Genomic DNA, 18720 nt, shown 5'->3' on the forward strand with positions numbered 1-18720 from the left:
AACCCATGCAAAGCCTGTTAGCACTTCAAAGCGGTAAACTTAAAGGAGCAGTATCCTTAAAACTTTCTGAAGATCTTTCCGATTTTCCAGACGAAATATTTGAGCTGGCCGATACACTGGAGGTGCTCGATCTATCCTTTAATAAACTGAATACACTCCCGGCAGATTTTGGCCGTTTAAAGAAACTGAAGATTTTCTTTTGTTCGGAAAACCTGTTTACGGTTTTACCGGAAGTATTGGCCGATTGCCCTTTATTGGATATTGTAGGTTTTAAATCGAACCAGATTAAAACCGTGCCTGCAAAGTCGCTCAACAAGAATCTGCGCTGGTTGATTTTAACCAATAACAATATCGCCGAACTGCCTGAAGAAATCGGCCGTTGTACACGTATGCAAAAGCTGATGTTATCGGGGAACCGCCTGGCAACATTGCCCCAAGAACTGAGCAACTGCAAAAACTTAGCCCTATTGCGGATAGCGGCCAATAAACTGCATGAATTACCCCAATGGCTGGCCGCGATGCCAAAACTATCGTGGATTGCCTTCTCTGGGAATAATTTCAGCAAAACACCCGCTGTCGAAAAACTCTCTTTAATCAACTGGCATGATTTAGAAATCAGCCACCTGCTGGGCGAGGGGGCATCGGGCATTATTTCTAAAGCCAACAGAACCATTGGCGACGAAACCAGTGAAGTGGCTGTTAAAATATTTAAGGGTAATGTAACCAGTGATGGTTTACCAGAGGATGAGATGACTGCCTACATTGCTGCAGGTTACCACCCTGGCCTCGTGAACCTGATCGGACAGATTGCCCTGCATCCTGAAGATAAAAAGGGCCTGGTGATGGATCTGATCCCGCATCACTTTTATAACCTGGGTAATCCACCAAGTTTAGAGAGCTGCACCAGGGATGTTTTTTCTCCGGAGATGCGGTTATCAGAAAAACAGATACTGAATATTGCCAAAACCATAGCCTCATTAGCGGCACAATTGCACCAGGCAGGCATTATGCATGGCGATCTGTATGCACACAATACCTTGATTGATGAGGAGGGTAGTACCCTATTTGGCGATTTTGGTGCGGCAAGTTTTTACGATAAAACAGCTGTTGAGCTGGCTTTCGCGTTAGAGCGGATTGAAGTGAGTGCCTATGGCTACCTGCTTGATGATCTGTTATCGTTAAGTAATAAGCCACACGAAGGTACTTTAACCATACTTGGCGAACTTAGAGATAGTTGTTTAGATACGATTCCTTTAAACCGTCCAGGTTTTCAGGATCTGGTTGATGCACTGGCTAAGGTTTGATCATAACATTTGTCAGCCTGAGCTTAACGAAAACCTTTTGGCTGTCCTTCTACAAGCTCAGGCTGACAATGCATAAAGTTAATCCATCTTAGTTCTGTTGTTTTTTCGCCCAATCTAACCTGCGCTGATCGGGAGTAGGGGTTACTTTGAAATTTTCGAAGGTGGCGTTAAAGCCTTTACCATCCGGGCAAGCCGCCACAAGGCCAACCATTACCGGGGTATTATCCTTAAAATAACAGGTACGGAGCATCGTATATTTTTTATCATCCAATGAATAGAAAATCTCAACGGCATCAAGCTTTCTAACGGCCTTCATCCAGATGGATGCAGGTGCCTGTGCCAACTCCACTACGCTCCAGTCGCTGGTTTTATGGGTAACCACTGCACTTACATTTTGTTTACCGTTTACGAACTCTACCCCAGCTTTAATCCACTCTTCTTCATTAATACGGAGCATTAACCCCATCTGGTCGAAGGTGGTTACATAGTTTCCGGTAATTTTTACTTTCACCTCAAATTCACCACCATAGGTGGCATAATAAAAAGGGGCATCATCAACAGTAAAGCCATAATGCGAAATGCGCCAGTAATCTGTTTTGGCTGGCACAAACATACTGAATGTGTTTTTATCCTTGATTTCCCATTTCTCAGGTTCGTTAAACCAGTTCATTTTGGCGAGGCTCTGGGCAGCTAATCTCTGTGTGTTTAATACGGCTACCAGAGCCATTAATAGAAGTAATTTAAGTTTCATTTGTGTGTTAGTGGTTGGTTTTGTGTGTTTGTGTTTTGCAAACTTAATACAAGCATCAACTTTTGTAAAGGACATACATCACTATTTTAACGTGACCATTATCACGTTTACTGGCTAAGGATAATTGCAACAGGTTTATAAATCTGCAATAAACAGTACATTTGTTTTGTTGCATCAGAAACATGGAAACAAATTTTTTAAGGGCGCATATAGATCAGATCGTTTGTTTAACAGATGAAGAATTTCAACATGCCGAATCTTTTTTCACCAGGCGGAGATATAAAAAGCACCAATACATTATTCAGGCAGGCGATGTAAGCAGCTGCGAACATTTTGTGGTGAAAGGAATTGTAAAGTCTTCCTATACCGACCATGAGGGCAAAGAATACATTTTACAGCTGGCGATGGAAGAATGGTGGTTTTCAGATCCAAATGCTTTTAATACCGGGATGCCGGCTACGTTGAATGTGGATTGTATTGAAGATACCGAAACCCTCTCCATCTCTTTCGAAAACAAGGAGAAACTTTGTGCATCTTCACGAAAAATGGAATACTTTTTCAGGAAAAAGTACACCACTGGCAATATGGCTTTGCAAAAACGGGTACTGGCGCTGCTAAGTAATAATGCGGGCGAGCGTTATAAACAATGGCGCAATCAATACCCATCTTTACAAAAGAGAATTTCGAAAACCCTTATTGCTTCTTATCTGGGTGTAACCAGGGAAACTTTAAGCCGTTTATCTCTATAAAGAAAATAATAAGGAATTTAGTCTATTTATAACTTCCAAAGTTAACCATCCACTGGATGCCAAACCTATCTTTAAAACTGCCGAAGTAGTCGCCCCAGAACATATCTTCCATAGGCATTTCGATTTTGCCACCAGCAGAAAGGCCATTAAACAAACGATCGGCATCTTCGCGGCTTTCGGCATTGATGTTGATATACATGTTGTTGCCTTCTTTAAGCACATGCCCTAAAGAAGGTACACAATCTGAAGCCATCAAAATGGTATGCTCATTAATGGGTAAAGCCACGTGCATTACGCGGTTTCTTTCTGCTTCAGATAATTGATCAGATTCAGGTGCATCGCTCATTTTTGCAAAGAATATAAATTCTCCACCAAAAACCGACTTGTAAAAATTAAAAGCTTCTTCGGCCTTGCCATCGAAGTTTAAGTAAGGGTGCATGGTTGCCATAATGATATCTGTTTTGTTTAGACTAAGTTACAGCAGTTAAAAATGACAAAAAGGGTGCGGACGAGACAAATTTGAGGGTAGATTTGACGCAGGGCTAATCAATATTTACGATCACAAAACCGATCGCTTCCGGATGAATAAAACTGAACAAAGATAATTCAATTCTCTTTAATCATATTTGTATCAGGGTATTAAACAATTATTTGAATTCGTTCTCAACCATCCAATAATAATTTATAGTTTGAGTAGGCACGTCCTTAAAAAGGACGTGTTTTTTTTGCTATCGATCAGATCTCCCCAAAAAACAAAAACAGAATATAGCCTGGTCTTCAAAACTACTTACCATCATCAATACTCCACTTATAACTAGGCAAGGTGGCCAATAATAGGCTTGATGCGCTCACTACAAAAACCGAATAATTAAATGGCGCCCTGTAATTCGCAAAAACCAGCATAGAAAGCGCAAAGGCAAGGGTAAGCAAAAAACTGCCAATAGCGGCCAGTTTGATTTTATAACCAATAATCAGTAATACCGCAAAAATTAACTCACCAGCTGTAGCAACAATAGCCATTGCATTAGCAGCTGGTCTTGCCAAATACGGCATAAGGGAATTGGTATAATCTAAAAACATCGCCCAGCTGCCCCAACCCACTGTTGGCGATCCCGGTGCGCCTAACCACCCAAAACGGTCCATAACAGGAAGGATAAAGCCTATGCCCAAAGCGAGTCTTAGAAATAATTGCGCAAAGTGTGGTGTATTTTTCATCTTGTCAACAGCTTAATTTATGTAGAAAGTAGACAAGGTAGCGCCTATCAATCACAATTTTCTTAATCTAGGTTAAGAAATGAAGCTGCAGCACCAATTGGACAAATTAAAAACACTCTACTTCCCAAAAACGCGACCAGCCTTCACCAGCATCGAGCTTGATAATGCCTTCCTTGTGTATTAATTCCTGATCGTGGTGAACGCCATCCGCAACCCCACACCAAGGCTCTAAACAGATAAAAGGTGCATCTGTAGCGGCCCAAATGCCGAAAAAAGGAAAATCTTCGAAATGGAAATGCAGGCCATAATCATTTTTGGTATTCAGTAAACTGATACAGTTACTCTGCAAGGTTTTAAAAACCAGTGCATCGTTGTAAAAAAGCTCATGTTTAAGGTTTAATTTATGGCTCCCCAGCTCGATAGCCTCAGTTTCATCAGCCACTAAACCATCTTCCAGTTTCCAGAAAGTCAACCTCTCGTCGGTATTAAAAGCGAGGTAATAATCTTCGTATACGCTATTGGGTGTATTGGGAACCGCAAATGCCGGATGAGCCCCTATTGAAAACAGCAATTCTTCCGTACCGGTATTGATGACTTCGTAGGTTAGATTCAGTTTCCGGTCGACTAACCGGTACCACAGCTTCAATTCAAAATAAAAAGGGTACACTTTTAGGGTATCTTCATTTTGCGTTAAGGTAAAAACGGCTTCCGTTTCGCTTATCTTTTCGAAATTAAAAACATGATCGCGGGCAAAGCCATGACGGGGTAATTCATAGCTTTTTCCCTGATAGTTGAAACTGTTATTTTTTAGGGAGCCTACAATGGGAAATAAAACAGGACTATGTTTTGCCCAATATTTCGGGTTGGCATTCCATAAATATTCCAGCTGGGTTTCTTTGCTAAATAAGCCTTGAAGTTCTGCGCCCTTAGCCGCCAGGCTAACTTTTATATAATCGTTCTCGAGAGTTATCATTGCCCTCTAAATTAACAAAAAGATGTGCTTTAAAAACATCTTTTTTATTAAATTTGATCACCACCTAAAGCCTAAGTTTACAAGAAGCTTAAGGCGCTGTTTATTTGTAATACCCAGTGTATTTAATCCGCTCAAAATCAAAAAACCATGGCGATAGACCTAACAAAATTATCAAACCCAAAAGTGAAAGCTGCTATAACTGCCTTACAAAAAGGAGATGAAAAAATATGGTTTCCACTCTTTGCCCTGGAAGTCGCCTTCTTTGATGATGGTAACCAGATGAAATTTAACAATTTCTTTAAAAAGGCTTTAGGTCACGAGCGTTTTACCTGTATAGATAAAGTTGAAAACAATGGACTGGATGTTTACGGTCACTTTCACTCCGACCAATGGGGCGATTTTAAAACCTACTTTAAATTTCAGGTCAATAAAGAAGGAAAAATAGACAGACTGGATATCGGGCAAGCTTCTTATTGAGTTTGGAACTTTGAGTTGGGCTTTGAGTTTGCCCCCCGTCAGCTCCAAACCCCCAACTCCAAACTAAGTACGTTCTTCCCAGATACAGGCGATATTAATAATGGTCTGTACCGCTTTTTCCATATCCTGTACGCTTACCCATTCCTGTTTGCTATGGAATGCATGTTCCCCGGCAAAAATATTCGGACAAGGCAAGCCCATATAAGAAAGGCGTGAGCCGTCGGTTCCTCCGCGGATACTTTGCTGTTTAGCCACCACTCCCGCTCTTTCGATCGCTTCAATTCCATATTGAACAATTTTTGGGTACTGATCCAATACCTGTTTCATGTTCCGGTATTGTGCTTTAATGGTTAAGGAATAGGTTGATTTTGGATATTTAGCGATCACTTTCTTTACGGTTTCTTCCAGGAAATGACCATGTTCAGCAAGTTTTTCATCAGTAAAATCCCTTATGATAAATTGCGCTTCAGCTTCTTCTACCTGTCCGTTTATGCTTACCGGATGGATAAAACCTTCCTTTTGATGGGTGGCTTCAGGCGTTAAGGTATCTTTTGGTAATGAATCTAAAACTTCGGCGAGAATTTTAATGGCACTTTCCATTTTCCCTTTTGCAAAGCCTGGGTGGGTACTTACACCATAAATTTTAAGGCTGGCACCATCTGCAGAAAAGGTTTCATCTTCGATAGAACCCAATGTTTCTCCGTCGATCGTATAGCCAAAATCGGCACCGAGCTTTTTTAAATCGGCTTTATCCACGCCTCGGCCTATTTCCTCATCCGGGGTGAAAAGAATTTTAATGGCTCCATGTTTTACATCCAGGTTTTTCATCAAAAAAGAAGCTGCCTCCATTATTTCTGCCAAACCTGCTTTGTTATCGGCCCCTAATAATGTTGTACCGCTTGCCGTGATAATGTCGTTGCCGATTTGATATTTTAAGTCTTCGTGATCGGATAATTTGATCACTATTTTGTTATCATCTGGCAAAATTAAATCCTGCCCTTGATATTTATCATGAATAATCGGCTTCACATTTTCTCCACTACAATCAGGTGAAGTATCCATGTGCGAGCAGAAGAAAATGACGGGCAATTGTTTGGCCGTATTTGATGGGATAGTCCCATACACATATCCATTATCATCCATTTCTGCATCAGAAATGCCCATTTCTAATAATTCCTGAACCAATTCCCTGCCTAAATTCTTTTGTTTTAATGTTGATGGACAGGTTGGGGAATTGGGATCTGATTGGGTATCGATCTTGGCATATTTTATAAATCTTTGCTGTAAAGATTTGTTAAAGTTGGTATAAGTGCTCATAATTCAAAGGTAAAAGTTATAGATATTCGATAAACATATTATTTTTGTAAAAAAACAATATGATTTTTAATTTGCGGAGAGCTACATATATAACCCTTTTGCTTGTTTCTATTGGAAGTTTTTCTTTTGCACAATCCAACTATTTCGGAATGTCGTACGGCTTTGGTGGAGGAATAAACAAATCTTATACCGATGTGTATAAAGGAAGTTATGGCTACACAGCTTATGGTGTTATTGATTATCATGTTACTCCATTTGTAACCCTTGGTTTAGAAGGCCAGTTGGGAAAGGTTAAGGGTGGAGATATTGAAACCGATCCGCACAACCGTCAATTTACGAATCAATATATGGCTATTTCTGCCAATGCAAAATTGATGTTGGGAGAGCTTGTTAATTACGACAGGAGCGAATTCCTTTACAATATCAGAGGGCTATACGCAGGTTTAGGCTTAGGCGTAATCAACAATAACATTACCCAAATTGTACGGTACAAGCCAAGCTGGGCCGCTTACGACCCGGGATATGGCCCTTTTCCTGGAGAAGATAAAAGTCTTAACCTGTTGGTACCGATAAATTTCGGGTTTAATTATTATATCAATGATGGCTATGGTTATATGAGATATATAATCAACATCAATGCACAATCGAATTTTACCTTTGGTGAAGGTTTGGATGGATATAACGATCCGAGCAGTAAATTTAAAAACAATTCTCCCGATGTTTATAACACTTACACCATTGGTTTTAAATACATGTTTGGGAAGATTAGAGTTTACCACAAAACGCTTTAATAATAGCTTTTCATTTCTTAGATTTAAGGCATGAGAAAACTCATTGTGTTTTGTTTGCTGTCCATGAAACTAAAAGTTGCCGCACAAAAAACGCCTTTCGAATTAAGTGGTAAGATGGAAACCACAACTTACACTGCTGCAATATCTTACTATAAAAACCTGGCTAAAACCTATCCGGAAGCCAGGATGTTAACTTATGGAAATACAGATTTTGGAAAGCCATTACATCTATTGGTTTTGTCGCGGGATAAGATTTTTGATCCATTGGTGCTCAGAAAGGACGATAAACGGATTTTATTGATCAATAACGGGATCCATCCGGGCGAACCGGAAGGCATAGATGCATCGATGATGCTGGCCCGCGATCTGCTTAAAGCCAACAAACTCCCAAAAAATGTGGTGATCTGTATCATTCCACTTTATAATATCGATGGAAGTTTTAACCGTACAGGCACCTCAAGGGCAAACCAAAACGGACCTGTTGCCTATGGTTTTAGGGGCAATAGCAAAAACCTCGACCTCAACCGCGACTTCATTAAAACAGACTCTAAGAATGCTGCTGCATTTCAACTGATTTTCAATACCTGGCAGCCTGAAATATTTGTTGATACGCACACGAGTAATGGAGCAGATTACCAATACGTAATGACGCTTATCCCTACCCAAAAAGATAAACTGAATGCGATTCTTTCGGGTTATTTAACCAAAACATTAGTACCTGATCTGTATACAGGAATGGAGAAAGTGGGCTATCCAATGATCCCTTATGTAAACTCGATCGGCGAAACCCCGGAAACCGGAATAACGGGATTTATTGACCCACCGCGCTATTCAACAGGGTATACAACCCTACACAATACCATTGGCTTTATGCCCGAAACACACATGTTAAAATCGTACGATTTACGCGTAGATGCCACTTATAAATTATTGCAAACCTATGTGGATATAGTAGAACGTGATGCCAAAACTATCGGAGTAAACAAGCGTAAGGCAGACGAGTTTGTTGCCGTGCAAAAGGAATTCCCTTTAGAATGGAAATTAAACAAAACAGAGGTAAACGATTTAACTTTTAAAGGTTTTGAAGATGGGCAAAAGCCAAGTAAAGTGAGTGGTGCAGATCGCTTATATTATGACCGCAGCAAACCTTACACCAAAACGATTAAAGAGTGGAACAAGTTCGAGCCGGCAACCACTGTACAAAAACCTGTTGCTTACATCATTCCAAAGGCCTGGGACAGTGTAATTGCTTTGCTTAAACTGAATAATGTTAAGGTTCAGGAGATTAAAGCTGACCAGAAAATTGAGGTAGAAAGTTATTATATCGGAGATTTTAAAACCGGAGCCCGACCTTATGAAGGGCACTACCTACACTCGGCGGTAAAGCTAAATGCAGTAAAACAGGATTTACAGTATTATGCAGGCGATTTTGTAGTATATGTAAACCAGCCAACCAACCGTTACATTGTGGAAACATTAGAACCACAGGCTACCGATTCATTTTTCAACTGGAATTTCTTCGATTCTATTTTGGACATGAAAGAACATTATTCGGCTTACGTTTTTGAAGATACCGCAGCAGAACTGCTTAAAAACAATCCGGATTTAAAAAACAAACTGGAGGCTAAAAAGGCATCGGATGCCGAATTTGCCAAGAATGGCGCTGCACAACTTGAATTTGTGTATAAAAATTCTGATTATTACGAAAAAACACACAACAGATATCCGGTAGCCCGTTTGGTTACAGACGTAAAACTTGATTTAAAATAACCCAATGGAATACTTCAATATCGCACCAGTTGCCTCGGTAATTTTTGTTTTTACCATCATCACCAGCCTTTACGCGTTCTACGATCATTCGCTTTACGGGAAGTTTATGCTGCATCCATACACGGTATCAAAGGGAAGGAATATTTATACGATTATAACCAGTGGTTTGATCCACGCTGACTGGATGCACTTATTTTTTAATATGTTTACCTTTTACGCTTTTGCTTTCAAACTTGAAAGCATGATGGGAAGCTGGCGTTTTGGATTAATGTACTTTGTTGCGATGGTTTTAAGCGATCTTCCAACTATTTTTAAGCATAAGGACACGTTTAACTACAATAGTTTAGGGGCATCAGGGGCGATTAGCGCAGTAGTATTCAGTTTTATACTATATAACCCATTAACAGGCCTGTACCTGATGTTTATTCCCATTCCAATACCTGCTATCATTTTTGGAGTATTGTACTTATTTTATTGCGCTTATGCTTCACGTAATGCAAGAGACCACATCAATCACGATGCCCACTTATTTGGCGCACTAACTGGTCTGATCTTTACGATCATTTTTGTACCAGGTATCTTGGAGAATTTTTTCACCATCATTAGAACAAAACTGGGGATTTAATTTACTCTCGACTTTTCCGTCACCCTGAATTTATTTCAGGGTCTTTTTGCAAGATAGATGCTTACCCCGAAGTCTCGTGACATTGTGACGATCTCGTTAAACAAAGAAACTAAAAACATTAATAAACACAGCTTAAATCACGGTTACCCAAATGCGAAAAGCAGAATATAACAAGCACATATAGTAATTCCACATTCGAATAATGAGAAATCACCTTAATGTTCTTATCCCTTAATGATAAAAGAAACTACCCTGCAGTAGGCAAATACGGTTTCTCGAAGAAACTCATTGGCTCATCAGGATTTTTAATAATCTCGAAAACCACATAACCCCAGGGTTTCCAGAAATTCTCCAATACCTGTGCATATATTTTATGCTGCCAAACATCGAAAAGGGGTTTGGTCATGTTTCCACGCAAAGGCATGGCTTCGATGTAGATGGTGCCTTCTACCGGCATAAAGGTATATTCGGGCAAACGGTTAAACAGATAAGCCGAATAATAAAAACGGGCACTTAACTCTTCAAACTGTTCGGCGGTTAAAGCTTTCCCTTTTATTTCGTTGATGATATCCTGATGATAACGTTTGTTGGTGCCATTATCCTGCAAACAGACGATAATACCAAAGTCTTTCATTTTTAAAGAGAAAGTTAAGGTATTAATCTCATCGCGGAAACTAAATGGTGTTTCTCCATTTTCTAATTTCACTACCGTGATCGACCATGGCGAAAAATCTTCGAACTCCAAACTGGTGTACAGGTTCTGCATCATGAAATTCAGGTTGGCAAATTTCATCATTAGCGATTGCGACATATTTAAACCGTCGGCAGTCATCTCTTTACGTAAAGCCGAATGCATTTCGATATACACAAAGCCATATAAAAACTTGCCGATCCAGTTAAAGAGATCCAGCTCGGGCAGTGCAGAAACGGCATCGTAGCCTGTTGCAAAAGCCGCTTCGATCTTATCCTCCAGCGGAGTTAAAAACTGTTCGTTTACCTCACTGTTTACCGGGATAACCAAAGTATTATAGGAGCGGATACTTTCGTCCAAAAACTGGATCTGCTCTTCACCACTTAAACCGGCCTGTTCCAATAACCATTTTGGGATCAAAGGAACCTGAATAACAGGAGAGTTAAAAGTTTTACCACTTAAAAAGCAGATTTTATATAAAAAATCGAAGTTTTGGAAAGGATTGTATAAGCCGGTATTCATCACTGCAATATTAGCCATTATATTTTTAGGGCTTTGCACCGATAATTTATTTTAACGCAGGGATTACAACCTTACCTGTCAGTAATTATTATAATAATAACTGATATCGTCAACCAGCTGGTTATAAATCGGCTTGGTGAACTCCAAGAACAAGGCACTTGGTGGTGGCGGAAGTATTTCTTTTCTTTTGGTTATAGCCAATTGTTGTTTACTTAAAGCCCTGTCGTCTCCCTTATAACTTGCCCAACTGTCTTTCCACACATAAGTTCCCGGAAACTTTTTTTGGTGGACAAGCTTTCTGGTTTTCCAATCGGTAATGCTCATATCCAATAAACCAGACGATGAGATATTTTTTTCAAAAATACTTAAAGTGGCTTTTACCGTACCGTACACCGGTTTTCTATCGCGGGTTTCGCCGATAATTACACTATCGCGTTTTAATTTTTCAACCCTTTCTTTTACATAGGTTTGGCCGACCACAAAATCGTCGAAGTTTAAGCTTAATACCTGATCGGGAACAATTTTCTGATCGGTAGCCTGCGCTTCACCATAAAAAATAACAAACTTATTTCTCGAATAATTTCCGATAAACTGATCAATCTGTTGTTGAAAATAATCACCACTTAATTTGTAAGTGCTACTGTTTACAATAATCGGCTGAACAACAACCCTGGTTACTGCTGCCCAATAGGCATCTTCCATTTTGGCTTTGGCATCTTTATAATTTACTTGCAGATTTTGCGTTTTCTCAAATTCGTAATAGGCTTTTTTAGCCGATTGGCGGTTGTTTTCCCTCAAATAACCCAAACCGGAGTTATACCTCGCCGCAGCGGCATTGTATTTACTTTCCGCAAGTTCGTTAATATATTTTTTTGGACCCGGAACAATTGTTAAGCAAGCTGGGCAGCTATTGACATCATCAGCCAGTTGATTGATCTTCTGATAATCGTACATCACCGATTCCCATCTGAATAAATCGTTAGACATTTTAGCCTCTTCAATTTTTCTTAGATGATCCTGTATAGCCAAATCGTACGCCGTTTTTAGCACCTGCAGGGCTTCACTATTTTTGGGCGAGTTTTGCAGCCTGCTTACAGCTTTAGAAACGGAGGCGTCATAATCTCCTTTTTGTAAAGCCTTTTTCCCTGTGGAACATCCTCCAATAATTATTAAGGATAAATAAATAAAATAATGTAATCTTGAATTGTTTTTCATAGCAGTGGTAGTTGCGTTAATTACAAAGATAATTTGTAACGTGATAATTACCTTATTTTATTTATAAGACGGTTAACAATGAAAATTAGTTGCAAGCAGTTTGAATTAGCGTTAAAACATCCTTTTTCGATTTCGAAATTTACCCGTACCAGTACCCCCCTAATGTTGCTGAAAATTGAGCATGAAGGTGTGACCGGTTACGGAGAGGCCTCTATGGTCCCTTATATGGGCGAGAGTTACGAAAGTGCAAATACTTTTCTCAAGCTCATCGACTGGGATAAAATTCAATACCCATTCAACTTTGAAAAAATTATCGCTTATTTAGACAGCCTTGCTCCAGGTCAACCCGCCATTAAAGCAGCCATTGATATTGCGCTTAATGATATCCAGGGCAAACTGTTAAACAAACCCTGTTATGAGATTTACGGTGCCGACCCATTGAAAATGCCGGTAACTTCTTACACTATCGGAATTGATACCCCTGAGGTGATCCGCGAAAAACTGAAGGATGCAGCAGCTTTTAAAGTGATTAAGGTTAAACTGGGCAGGGATAACGATCGGGAAATTATCGAAACCATCAGAAGCATGACTAATGTGCCACTTTATGTGGATGCAAACCAGGGCTGGACGGATAAGATTAAAGCCATTGATTTAATTTATTGGCTGCATAACCAGGGGGTGGTTTTAATTGAGCAACCGATGGATAAAAACAATCTTGATGGGAATGCCTGGTTAACCGAGCGCAGCCCCATCCCGTTACTGGCCGACGAAGCTGTACAGCGCCTGGCAGATATGGACAAACTGAAAGGGGCCTATCACGGCATTAATGTAAAACTAATGAAAAGTTGTGGCATGTACGAAGGCCATCAGATGATTTTGAAAGCCCGTTCTTTCGGCATGAAAGTTTTGATCGGCTGTATGAGCGAAACGAGTTGTGCCACCTTAGCTGCAGCCGCTTTGGCCCCCTTGTGCAACTGGGCCGATTTGGATGGGCCATGGCTGACCAAAAACAACCCTTTTACCGATCCTGCTTTCGAAAATGGAAAATATACCCTAAAAGATCTGCCGGGCTTAGGACTTGAAGGAACAGCTACTTCTGGTCTTTTTCTCTAAAGCTTTTTCTGAGCTCTTTAGATAGCTGATATTTAAAATAGAATAAACAGGCCGTTGTACCCACCAAAAAACCTGCCGGAAGGTATTTAGCGTTATTATAACACCACACCAATCCAAGGATGGAAAGGATAATGGCTAAATTATAGAAGATATTTAAAGCAAATTTTTTACCCACGATGGAGAAATATTTTTTTAAAAAGAATTCATTTGTTAATCACCAAACAGCAAATATCCAATTATCAAATCATGCCTAGAGCGAAAAACAACGTTTTAATTCGCGATCTGTAAACTTTGATAATTGGAATTTAGTTATTGGTTATTCTTAATATACTGGCATGCCTGGATCAAAAGCTTCTTGCCAGGCTAAAATCCCACCTTTTAAGTTATAAAGATTGTCGAATCCGTACTGTTGCTCCAACTGCATTACAGCTGCTGCACTTCTTTTTCCACTACGGCACTGAATAATTACAGGTTTATCTTTAGCAACCTTGTCAGCCTCAATTAAAATTCCTCCTAAAGGGATATTCTCTCCTTCAAGGTTTGAAACTTCATATTCAAATGTTTCGCGAACATCAATCAATTGAAAATCTTCTTTGTTATCGATTTTCTCTTTTAGTTCCTGTACCGATATTTCTTTCATTTTATTAAATGTATTTATGCAAATATAGGAAAATCAATTTTACACAGCCCATCAAAAAAATGCCATAAAATTTTGTGTAACACTGTAACAACTTTAACCCTTAGGCGTTTAATTATAAATAGTTACAAATGGACAAACTGAACCGTTTCTTTTGGTTTTGCTCCGGCGCTCATGTGGCCACGCTGGAAAAGTATCCTTCAGAACAAAATAAATATACCGGCATTGGTGCCACCATCTTTTTTACAGGCTTATTTGCAGCGCTCTCCGGCGGTTATGCGATGTATTTTGTATTTAAGGGCGATGATATGGCGGTAATCTTCGCCATCGTTTTCGGCTTTTTATGGGGGGCGGCCATCTTTAACATGGACCGCTACATCGTATCGAGTATTAACAAAAGTGCCAGCACCAATAAACAATTGCTACAGGCCACACCCCGTATTTTGCTGGCCATTATGATCGGTATGGTGATTTCGAGACCTATTGAGCTCAAAATTTTCGATAAAGAGATTAAAGAACGTTTAAAGGTGAGCTACCTGAATGGCCAGCGCGCTAAAATTGATACCTTGAACAAAGCTTTCGAAAAGAAATATCAGGTGGAGTTTGGCCGCTTAAACCAACAGAAAGCAACCAGGGATTCTTTAGAAAAAGGGATCAAAGCCGATCGGCAAAAGCTTAATTTTGAGATTTTCGGCAACAAAACCACAGAAACATCAGGGGTAATGGGTTATGGGCCTTATGCCAAGCGCAAGGAAACAGAAATTGCCCAGCGTACAGCAGAATTAGATTCACTCAAAGCCAACATCAATAAATCGGAAGCTTTTGTAGATAAACGTAAAGAATTTGATGGACTGTTTACCGAGAAACTGTATACCAAAAAACAACTGGACAGTTTATCCGATATTGCTGGTTTTGCCGATCGGAACTGGGCCTTGGGTCAGTTAAAATTTAACGTGGACGGTACACGCGATAACAATACGGCAATCGCTGTAACTTTTATTGGCTTGCTGTTTATTTTCTTCGAATGTTTACCTGTATTTGTGAAACTGATGAGTGCCCGCGGACCTTATGATTATGCCATATCAGATGGCGACGAGGTAGCCATTTACCATTCTAAAAAAGATAAGGATTTCCATTTTGAAGTTGCCGATAATATCCACGAAACGAGGGTCAATTCAGAGTCATCCAAGAAAAAAGAGATCATTAAAGGAAAAGCCTACCGCGATCTGGAAAAACACGACTGGGACAGCGAGGGGTGATCGCGGATGGAAAATGTAAAAGGGAAGATGGATGATTTTACAAAATGTGTCCATTGTACATTTTACATCATTACCTCTTCCATTTTTACTAAATTGCTGCCATAATCCAGATTTTATGAATAAATTTTTAGGTGCTGCAATATTTAGCTTATTTTTTAGCGCTGCTTTTGCCCAAAATGAGATCAGTTACACGGTTTCCTTTCCAAATGCAATCCATCACGAGGCCGAAATCAGTATGGTGATCCCAAATGTACCTGCAGGTACATTAACGGTTCGGATGAGCAGGTCATCACCTGGCCGTTACGCTACGCACGAATTTGGTAAAAATGTGTATCATTTAAAGGCTTTTGATGGCAACGGAAAGCAGCTCCACATTAAACAATCAGCAGGTGATGTATATGAGATCCCTAATCATGGTACGAGTGTAAAGATCACCTATACACTCTTTGGGAACTGGATTGATGGAACCTATGCAGGTTTTGATGAGACCCATGCACACATGAATATTCCGGCAACCTTTGCTTTCCCCTTAGACATGGACAACAGGCCCCGTTTGGTGAAATTCTATTATGGAGAGAAACAAAACTGGAAAGTGGCCACGCAGCTAAAACCCATGGCTGATGGAACCTATTTCGCACCAAATCTCCAGTATTTTATGGATAGCCCAACAGAAATTGCCAATTATAAAACAGCAAGCTGGAAGGTAAAAAATACTGATGGAAGGGAGCAGACCATCCATCTGGTTACCCACTCTAACGACGACCAGAAAACCATCGATAATTATGCTGAAATGCTTAAAAAAATGGTGGATGAACATTTAGCCGTTTGGGGCGAATTTCCAACCTACGATTACGGTAATTACTATTTTTTGGATGATGTATATCCTGAGAACGCCGGCGATGGGATGGAACACCGGAACTCGACCTCAATTGTACAACGTACGCCGAAAATCGAAGGTTACGAATCGAACCTTTTAGGCACTTTTTCGCATGAATATTTCCATAGCTGGAATGTAGAACGTTTGAGACCGAAAACATTAGAGCCCTTTAATTTCGAACACGCCAACATGAGTGATGAACTTTGGCTGGCCGAGGGTTTTACCCAATATTATGGTAATCTGTTATTAACCCGGGCAGGATTAAAAACGATCGATAATGCCGTGCAAACTTTTAATGGCCTGGTTAATGCGGTTTTACTTTCCCCTGGCGCAAAGAATTTTTCACCGATCGAAGCCAGCCGATATGCTGTATTTGCCGATGCAGGTGTAGCAATTGACCAAACCAATAAAGGCAATATTTTCACTTCGTATTACACCTATGGTGCAGCTACCGCATTGGGCCTGGACCTTCGTTTAAGAGCCGAATTTAAACTTACGCTCGACGATTACATGCGCGCACTTTGGAAAGCCTATGGAAAACCGGAAATTGCCTATACCGTTCCGGATTTGGAGAAAACTTTGGCTTCACTAACCAAAAACCCGGCTTTTGCAGCCGATTTCTTTAAAAGGTACATCTATGGAACGGACAAAAATGATTATGCCAAACTGCTTCTAAATGCAGGCCTGGTTTTACAGAAAGCAAGCCCCAACAAAGCATTTACTGGTTTTGGCCGCGTTAATGTATTGGATGGCAAGGTAACATTAGGGCAAACGCTTATCGGCACACCAGCTTATCAGGCAGGCTTAGACATTGATGATACATTATTAACAATCGACGGCGAGACTTTAAAAGATGCAGCAGAGCTTACTTCCCTTACCGATGCCCATAAACCTGGCGATGTACTGAAAGTTACCTATCTTCACCGTGGGGAACAGCAAACAACCCAATTAACCCTGGCAGAAAATCCAGCTTTAGAAATCGTTCCGATCGAAAAAACCGGCGGAACTTTAACGCTGGCCATGCAGACTTTTAGAGATAAATGGTTATCATCGCAGGTAAAATCTAAATAGAACTAACTAATACTTATTATACATGAAGAAAATATTCTTTTTTACACTTGTCGGTATGGCAAGTTTGCAGCTTAAGGCACAGAGCATCGATAAAATTATTACCCGCGAATACACCGATCACCTGATTAAAACCTTAAGCGCAGATGATATGCAGGGCCGCGCTACCTTTACGCCGGGAATTGATAAGGCCGCAACCTTTATCGAGTCTGAATTTAAGAAAATCGGCTTGAAGCCTTTAACCGGCGAAAAAACATTCCGCCAGAGTTTTAACAAATATCAGGTTGCCATTCAAAATACTACTGTTAAAATAGATGGTCAGGAAGTTGCCCCAGAAAACCTGATCGTTTCGGGAGTAACTGCAGAAAATGTTACACTCGATAAATCGAATACGACCGTTGTGAAGTTAGATCCGGAAAAACCATTTGTAGCGCAGTTAAGAGCCATGATGGGGGCAGAAAAAAACCAGATCGTTTTGGTTGACAACAAATTTGCAGATTTATTTAACCGTTATAAAGCTTATTTCGGCAAACCGGCAACTGTTGACGAAAAAGAAATTAAAGCAACTACCAGCGCTGTGCAGGTTTTTGTTTTAGGTAAAGATGCCGCCACAGACTTTTCGGCAACCTTTGCAAGCAAAATAACCAAAATGCCTTTGTTTAATGTTGCAGGGGTAATCCCGGGTAAATCTAAAGCAAAGGAAATTGTGGTTTTCTCAGGCCATTATGATCACCTTGGTTTTTTAAAACCTGTTGATGGCGATAGCATTGCCAATGGTGCAGATGATGATGCTTCTGGAACAACCGCAATGATTGCCCTTGCCAAGTATTACAAAGCACAAAAAAACAATGAGCGCACCTTAATTTTCGTTGCTTTTACAGCTGAAGAAATCGGCGGTTTTGGTGCAAAATACTTCTCCGAAAAGTTAAATCCTGATGAAGTTGTAGCCATGTTCAATATTGAAATGATCGGTAAAGATTCGAAGTTCGGTAAGAATACCGCATTTATTACCGGTTACGAAAGATCGGATTTCGGCAAGATTTTGCAGAAAAACCTGGCGGGAACAGAATTTACCTTTCATCCGGACCCATATCCAGATCAAAACCTGTTTTACAGAAGTGATAACGCTACTTTAGCGGCTTTGGGCGTTCCGGCACATACGATTAGTACCGATAAAATAGATATTGATAAACTGTACCACAGCGTTAAAGACGAATACAGTTCGTTAGATGTAGAAAATATTCTTTCTACCATTAAAGCAATCGCGAAAAGTGCCGTTACCATCGTAAACGGAACGGATACACCTACAAGGATACCAAAGTTGAAGAAATAATAAACTTTATAGGTTTTAAAAACCCATGAGGTT

General features: G+C 40.1%; 19 protein-coding genes. 10 read left to right on the plus strand and 9 right to left on the minus strand.

Annotation, left to right across the window (positions count from 1 at the left end; translation table 11 throughout):
• Positions 1–5 precede the first annotated feature (5 nt).
• Positions 6–1304 carry a leucine-rich repeat-containing protein kinase family protein gene (locus AC04Q1_RS25300; protein ID WP_478367324.1) on the plus strand — a complete coding sequence of 433 codons (1299 nt, stop codon included), beginning with the start codon at positions 6–8 and terminating at the stop codon, positions 1302–1304.
• An 88-nt stretch (positions 1305–1392) separates the two neighbouring features.
• Here the strand turns inward: AC04Q1_RS25300 and AC04Q1_RS25305 are convergent, their stop codons facing one another.
• A complete protein-coding gene (locus AC04Q1_RS25305; RefSeq protein WP_478367325.1) occupies positions 1393–2055 on the minus strand; it encodes a DUF1349 domain-containing protein in 663 nt (220 codons plus the stop codon).
• 182 nt (positions 2056–2237) lie between these two features.
• On the opposite strand from AC04Q1_RS25305, the gene AC04Q1_RS25310 reads away from it, so the two are divergent.
• Positions 2238–2804: a Crp/Fnr family transcriptional regulator gene (locus AC04Q1_RS25310; RefSeq protein WP_316846544.1), complete on the plus strand. Its 567-nt coding sequence runs from the start codon at positions 2238–2240 to the stop codon at positions 2802–2804.
• Positions 2805–2826: 22 nt separating this feature from the next.
• On the opposite strand, the gene AC04Q1_RS25315 is transcribed toward AC04Q1_RS25310, so the two are convergent.
• From AC04Q1_RS25315 to AC04Q1_RS25325, 3 genes are all read right to left on the minus strand, one after another.
• On the minus strand, positions 2827–3252 hold the full coding sequence (locus AC04Q1_RS25315; protein WP_478367326.1) for a VOC family protein: 426 nt from the start codon (positions 3250–3252) through the stop codon (positions 2827–2829).
• A gap of 335 nt (positions 3253–3587) precedes the next feature.
• The gene (locus AC04Q1_RS25320) at positions 3588–4019 is read right to left on the minus strand and encodes a DoxX family membrane protein (protein WP_478367327.1); all 432 of its coding nucleotides are present in this window, start codon (positions 4017–4019) and stop codon (positions 3588–3590) included.
• Between the two features lie 106 nt (positions 4020–4125).
• Positions 4126–4992: an aldose 1-epimerase family protein gene (locus AC04Q1_RS25325; protein ID WP_478367328.1), complete on the minus strand. Its 867-nt coding sequence runs from the start codon at positions 4990–4992 to the stop codon at positions 4126–4128.
• A gap of 147 nt (positions 4993–5139) precedes the next feature.
• Between AC04Q1_RS25325 and AC04Q1_RS25330 the strand changes: the two genes are divergently transcribed.
• The gene (locus AC04Q1_RS25330) at positions 5140–5469 is read left to right on the plus strand and encodes a hypothetical protein (protein WP_316848407.1); all 330 of its coding nucleotides are present in this window, start codon (positions 5140–5142) and stop codon (positions 5467–5469) included.
• A gap of 63 nt (positions 5470–5532) precedes the next feature.
• On the opposite strand, the gene pepT is transcribed toward AC04Q1_RS25330, so the two are convergent.
• Positions 5533–6786, minus strand: coding sequence for a peptidase T (gene pepT, locus AC04Q1_RS25335; RefSeq protein ID WP_478367329.1), 1254 nt, complete (start codon positions 6784–6786; stop codon positions 5533–5535).
• Positions 6787–6845: 59 nt separating this feature from the next.
• On the opposite strand from pepT, the gene AC04Q1_RS25340 reads away from it, so the two are divergent.
• The 3 genes from AC04Q1_RS25340 to AC04Q1_RS25350 are packed head-to-tail and all read left to right on the plus strand — an operon-like array spanning position 6846 to position 9972.
• Positions 6846–7577 carry a hypothetical protein gene (locus AC04Q1_RS25340; RefSeq protein ID WP_478367330.1) on the plus strand — a complete coding sequence of 244 codons (732 nt, stop codon included), beginning with the start codon at positions 6846–6848 and terminating at the stop codon, positions 7575–7577.
• A 30-nt stretch (positions 7578–7607) separates the two neighbouring features.
• Positions 7608–9347 (plus strand): M14 family zinc carboxypeptidase, encoded by a 1740-nt coding sequence (locus AC04Q1_RS25345; protein WP_478367331.1) that lies wholly within the window; start codon positions 7608–7610, stop codon positions 9345–9347.
• A gap of 4 nt (positions 9348–9351) precedes the next feature.
• Positions 9352–9972 (plus strand): rhomboid family intramembrane serine protease, encoded by a 621-nt coding sequence (locus tag AC04Q1_RS25350; RefSeq protein ID WP_478367332.1) that lies wholly within the window; start codon positions 9352–9354, stop codon positions 9970–9972.
• A 247-nt stretch (positions 9973–10219) separates the two neighbouring features.
• Here the strand turns inward: AC04Q1_RS25350 and AC04Q1_RS25355 are convergent, their stop codons facing one another.
• Positions 10220–11203 carry a hypothetical protein gene (locus AC04Q1_RS25355; RefSeq protein WP_478367333.1) on the minus strand — a complete coding sequence of 328 codons (984 nt, stop codon included), beginning with the start codon at positions 11201–11203 and terminating at the stop codon, positions 10220–10222.
• Between the two features lie 60 nt (positions 11204–11263).
• A complete protein-coding gene (locus AC04Q1_RS25360; protein WP_478367334.1) occupies positions 11264–12400 on the minus strand; it encodes a hypothetical protein in 1137 nt (378 codons plus the stop codon).
• Between the two features lie 78 nt (positions 12401–12478).
• Here AC04Q1_RS25360 and AC04Q1_RS25365 point away from each other — a divergent pair, with 78 nt between their 5' ends.
• Complete coding sequence (locus AC04Q1_RS25365; RefSeq protein WP_478367335.1) at positions 12479–13513, plus strand: dipeptide epimerase; 1035 nt, start codon at positions 12479–12481, stop codon at positions 13511–13513.
• Here the strand turns inward: AC04Q1_RS25365 and AC04Q1_RS25370 are convergent.
• Positions 13491–13688: a DUF6358 family protein gene (locus AC04Q1_RS25370; protein ID WP_478367336.1), complete on the minus strand. Its 198-nt coding sequence runs from the start codon at positions 13686–13688 to the stop codon at positions 13491–13493. The two genes, AC04Q1_RS25365 and AC04Q1_RS25370, sit on opposite strands and share 23 nt — an antisense overlap.
• 147 nt (positions 13689–13835) lie before the next feature.
• Positions 13836–14153, minus strand: a complete 318-nt coding sequence (locus AC04Q1_RS25375; protein ID WP_445561316.1) for a rhodanese-like domain-containing protein — start codon at positions 14151–14153, stop codon at positions 13836–13838.
• Between the two features lie 128 nt (positions 14154–14281).
• Here AC04Q1_RS25375 and AC04Q1_RS25380 point away from each other — a divergent pair, with 128 nt between their 5' ends.
• From AC04Q1_RS25380 to AC04Q1_RS25390, 3 genes are all read left to right on the plus strand, one after another.
• Positions 14282–15409: a DUF4407 domain-containing protein gene (locus AC04Q1_RS25380; RefSeq protein WP_478367337.1), complete on the plus strand. Its 1128-nt coding sequence runs from the start codon at positions 14282–14284 to the stop codon at positions 15407–15409.
• 115 nt (positions 15410–15524) lie between these two features.
• Entirely contained in the window at positions 15525–17357 is a 1833-nt protein-coding gene (locus AC04Q1_RS25385) for a M61 family metallopeptidase (RefSeq protein ID WP_478367338.1), read from the plus strand.
• Positions 17358–17379: 22 nt separating this feature from the next.
• Entirely contained in the window at positions 17380–18687 is a 1308-nt protein-coding gene (locus tag AC04Q1_RS25390; RefSeq protein ID WP_478367339.1) for a M20/M25/M40 family metallo-hydrolase, read from the plus strand.
• Positions 18688–18720 lie beyond the last annotated feature (33 nt).

The organism is Pedobacter humicola (genome assembly GCF_056490705.1).

Excerpts from the sequence above, each read along its gene's own strand:
- AC04Q1_RS25380 (WP_478367337.1), top strand. The coding sequence starts at position 14,282 with ATGGACAAACTGAACCGTTTCTTTTGGTTTTGCTCCGGCGCTCATGTG.
- AC04Q1_RS25325 (WP_478367328.1), bottom strand. The coding sequence starts at position 4,992 with ATGATAACTCTCGAGAACGATTATATAAAAGTTAGCCTGGCGGCTAAG.
- AC04Q1_RS25360 (WP_478367334.1), bottom strand. The coding sequence starts at position 12,400 with ATGAAAAACAATTCAAGATTACATTATTTTATTTATTTATCCTTAATA.
- AC04Q1_RS25350 (WP_478367332.1), top strand. The coding sequence starts at position 9,352 with ATGGAATACTTCAATATCGCACCAGTTGCCTCGGTAATTTTTGTTTTT.
- AC04Q1_RS25365 (WP_478367335.1), top strand. The coding sequence starts at position 12,479 with ATGAAAATTAGTTGCAAGCAGTTTGAATTAGCGTTAAAACATCCTTTT.
- AC04Q1_RS25315 (WP_478367326.1), bottom strand. The coding sequence starts at position 3,252 with ATGGCAACCATGCACCCTTACTTAAACTTCGATGGCAAGGCCGAAGAA.
- AC04Q1_RS25300 (WP_478367324.1), top strand. The coding sequence starts at position 6 with ATGCAAAGCCTGTTAGCACTTCAAAGCGGTAAACTTAAAGGAGCAGTA.
- AC04Q1_RS25305 (WP_478367325.1), bottom strand. The coding sequence starts at position 2,055 with ATGAAACTTAAATTACTTCTATTAATGGCTCTGGTAGCCGTATTAAAC.
- AC04Q1_RS25390 (WP_478367339.1), top strand. The coding sequence starts at position 17,380 with ATGAAGAAAATATTCTTTTTTACACTTGTCGGTATGGCAAGTTTGCAG.
- AC04Q1_RS25345 (WP_478367331.1), top strand. The coding sequence starts at position 7,608 with ATGAGAAAACTCATTGTGTTTTGTTTGCTGTCCATGAAACTAAAAGTT.
- AC04Q1_RS25340 (WP_478367330.1), top strand. The coding sequence starts at position 6,846 with ATGATTTTTAATTTGCGGAGAGCTACATATATAACCCTTTTGCTTGTT.
- AC04Q1_RS25385 (WP_478367338.1), top strand. The coding sequence starts at position 15,525 with ATGAATAAATTTTTAGGTGCTGCAATATTTAGCTTATTTTTTAGCGCT.
- AC04Q1_RS25355 (WP_478367333.1), bottom strand. The coding sequence starts at position 11,203 with ATGGCTAATATTGCAGTGATGAATACCGGCTTATACAATCCTTTCCAA.
- AC04Q1_RS25320 (WP_478367327.1), bottom strand. The coding sequence starts at position 4,019 with ATGAAAAATACACCACACTTTGCGCAATTATTTCTAAGACTCGCTTTG.
- AC04Q1_RS25330 (WP_316848407.1), top strand. The coding sequence starts at position 5,140 with ATGGCGATAGACCTAACAAAATTATCAAACCCAAAAGTGAAAGCTGCT.
- AC04Q1_RS25310 (WP_316846544.1), top strand. The coding sequence starts at position 2,238 with ATGGAAACAAATTTTTTAAGGGCGCATATAGATCAGATCGTTTGTTTA.
- pepT (WP_478367329.1), bottom strand. The coding sequence starts at position 6,786 with ATGAGCACTTATACCAACTTTAACAAATCTTTACAGCAAAGATTTATA.
- AC04Q1_RS25375 (WP_445561316.1), bottom strand. The coding sequence starts at position 14,153 with ATGAAAGAAATATCGGTACAGGAACTAAAAGAGAAAATCGATAACAAA.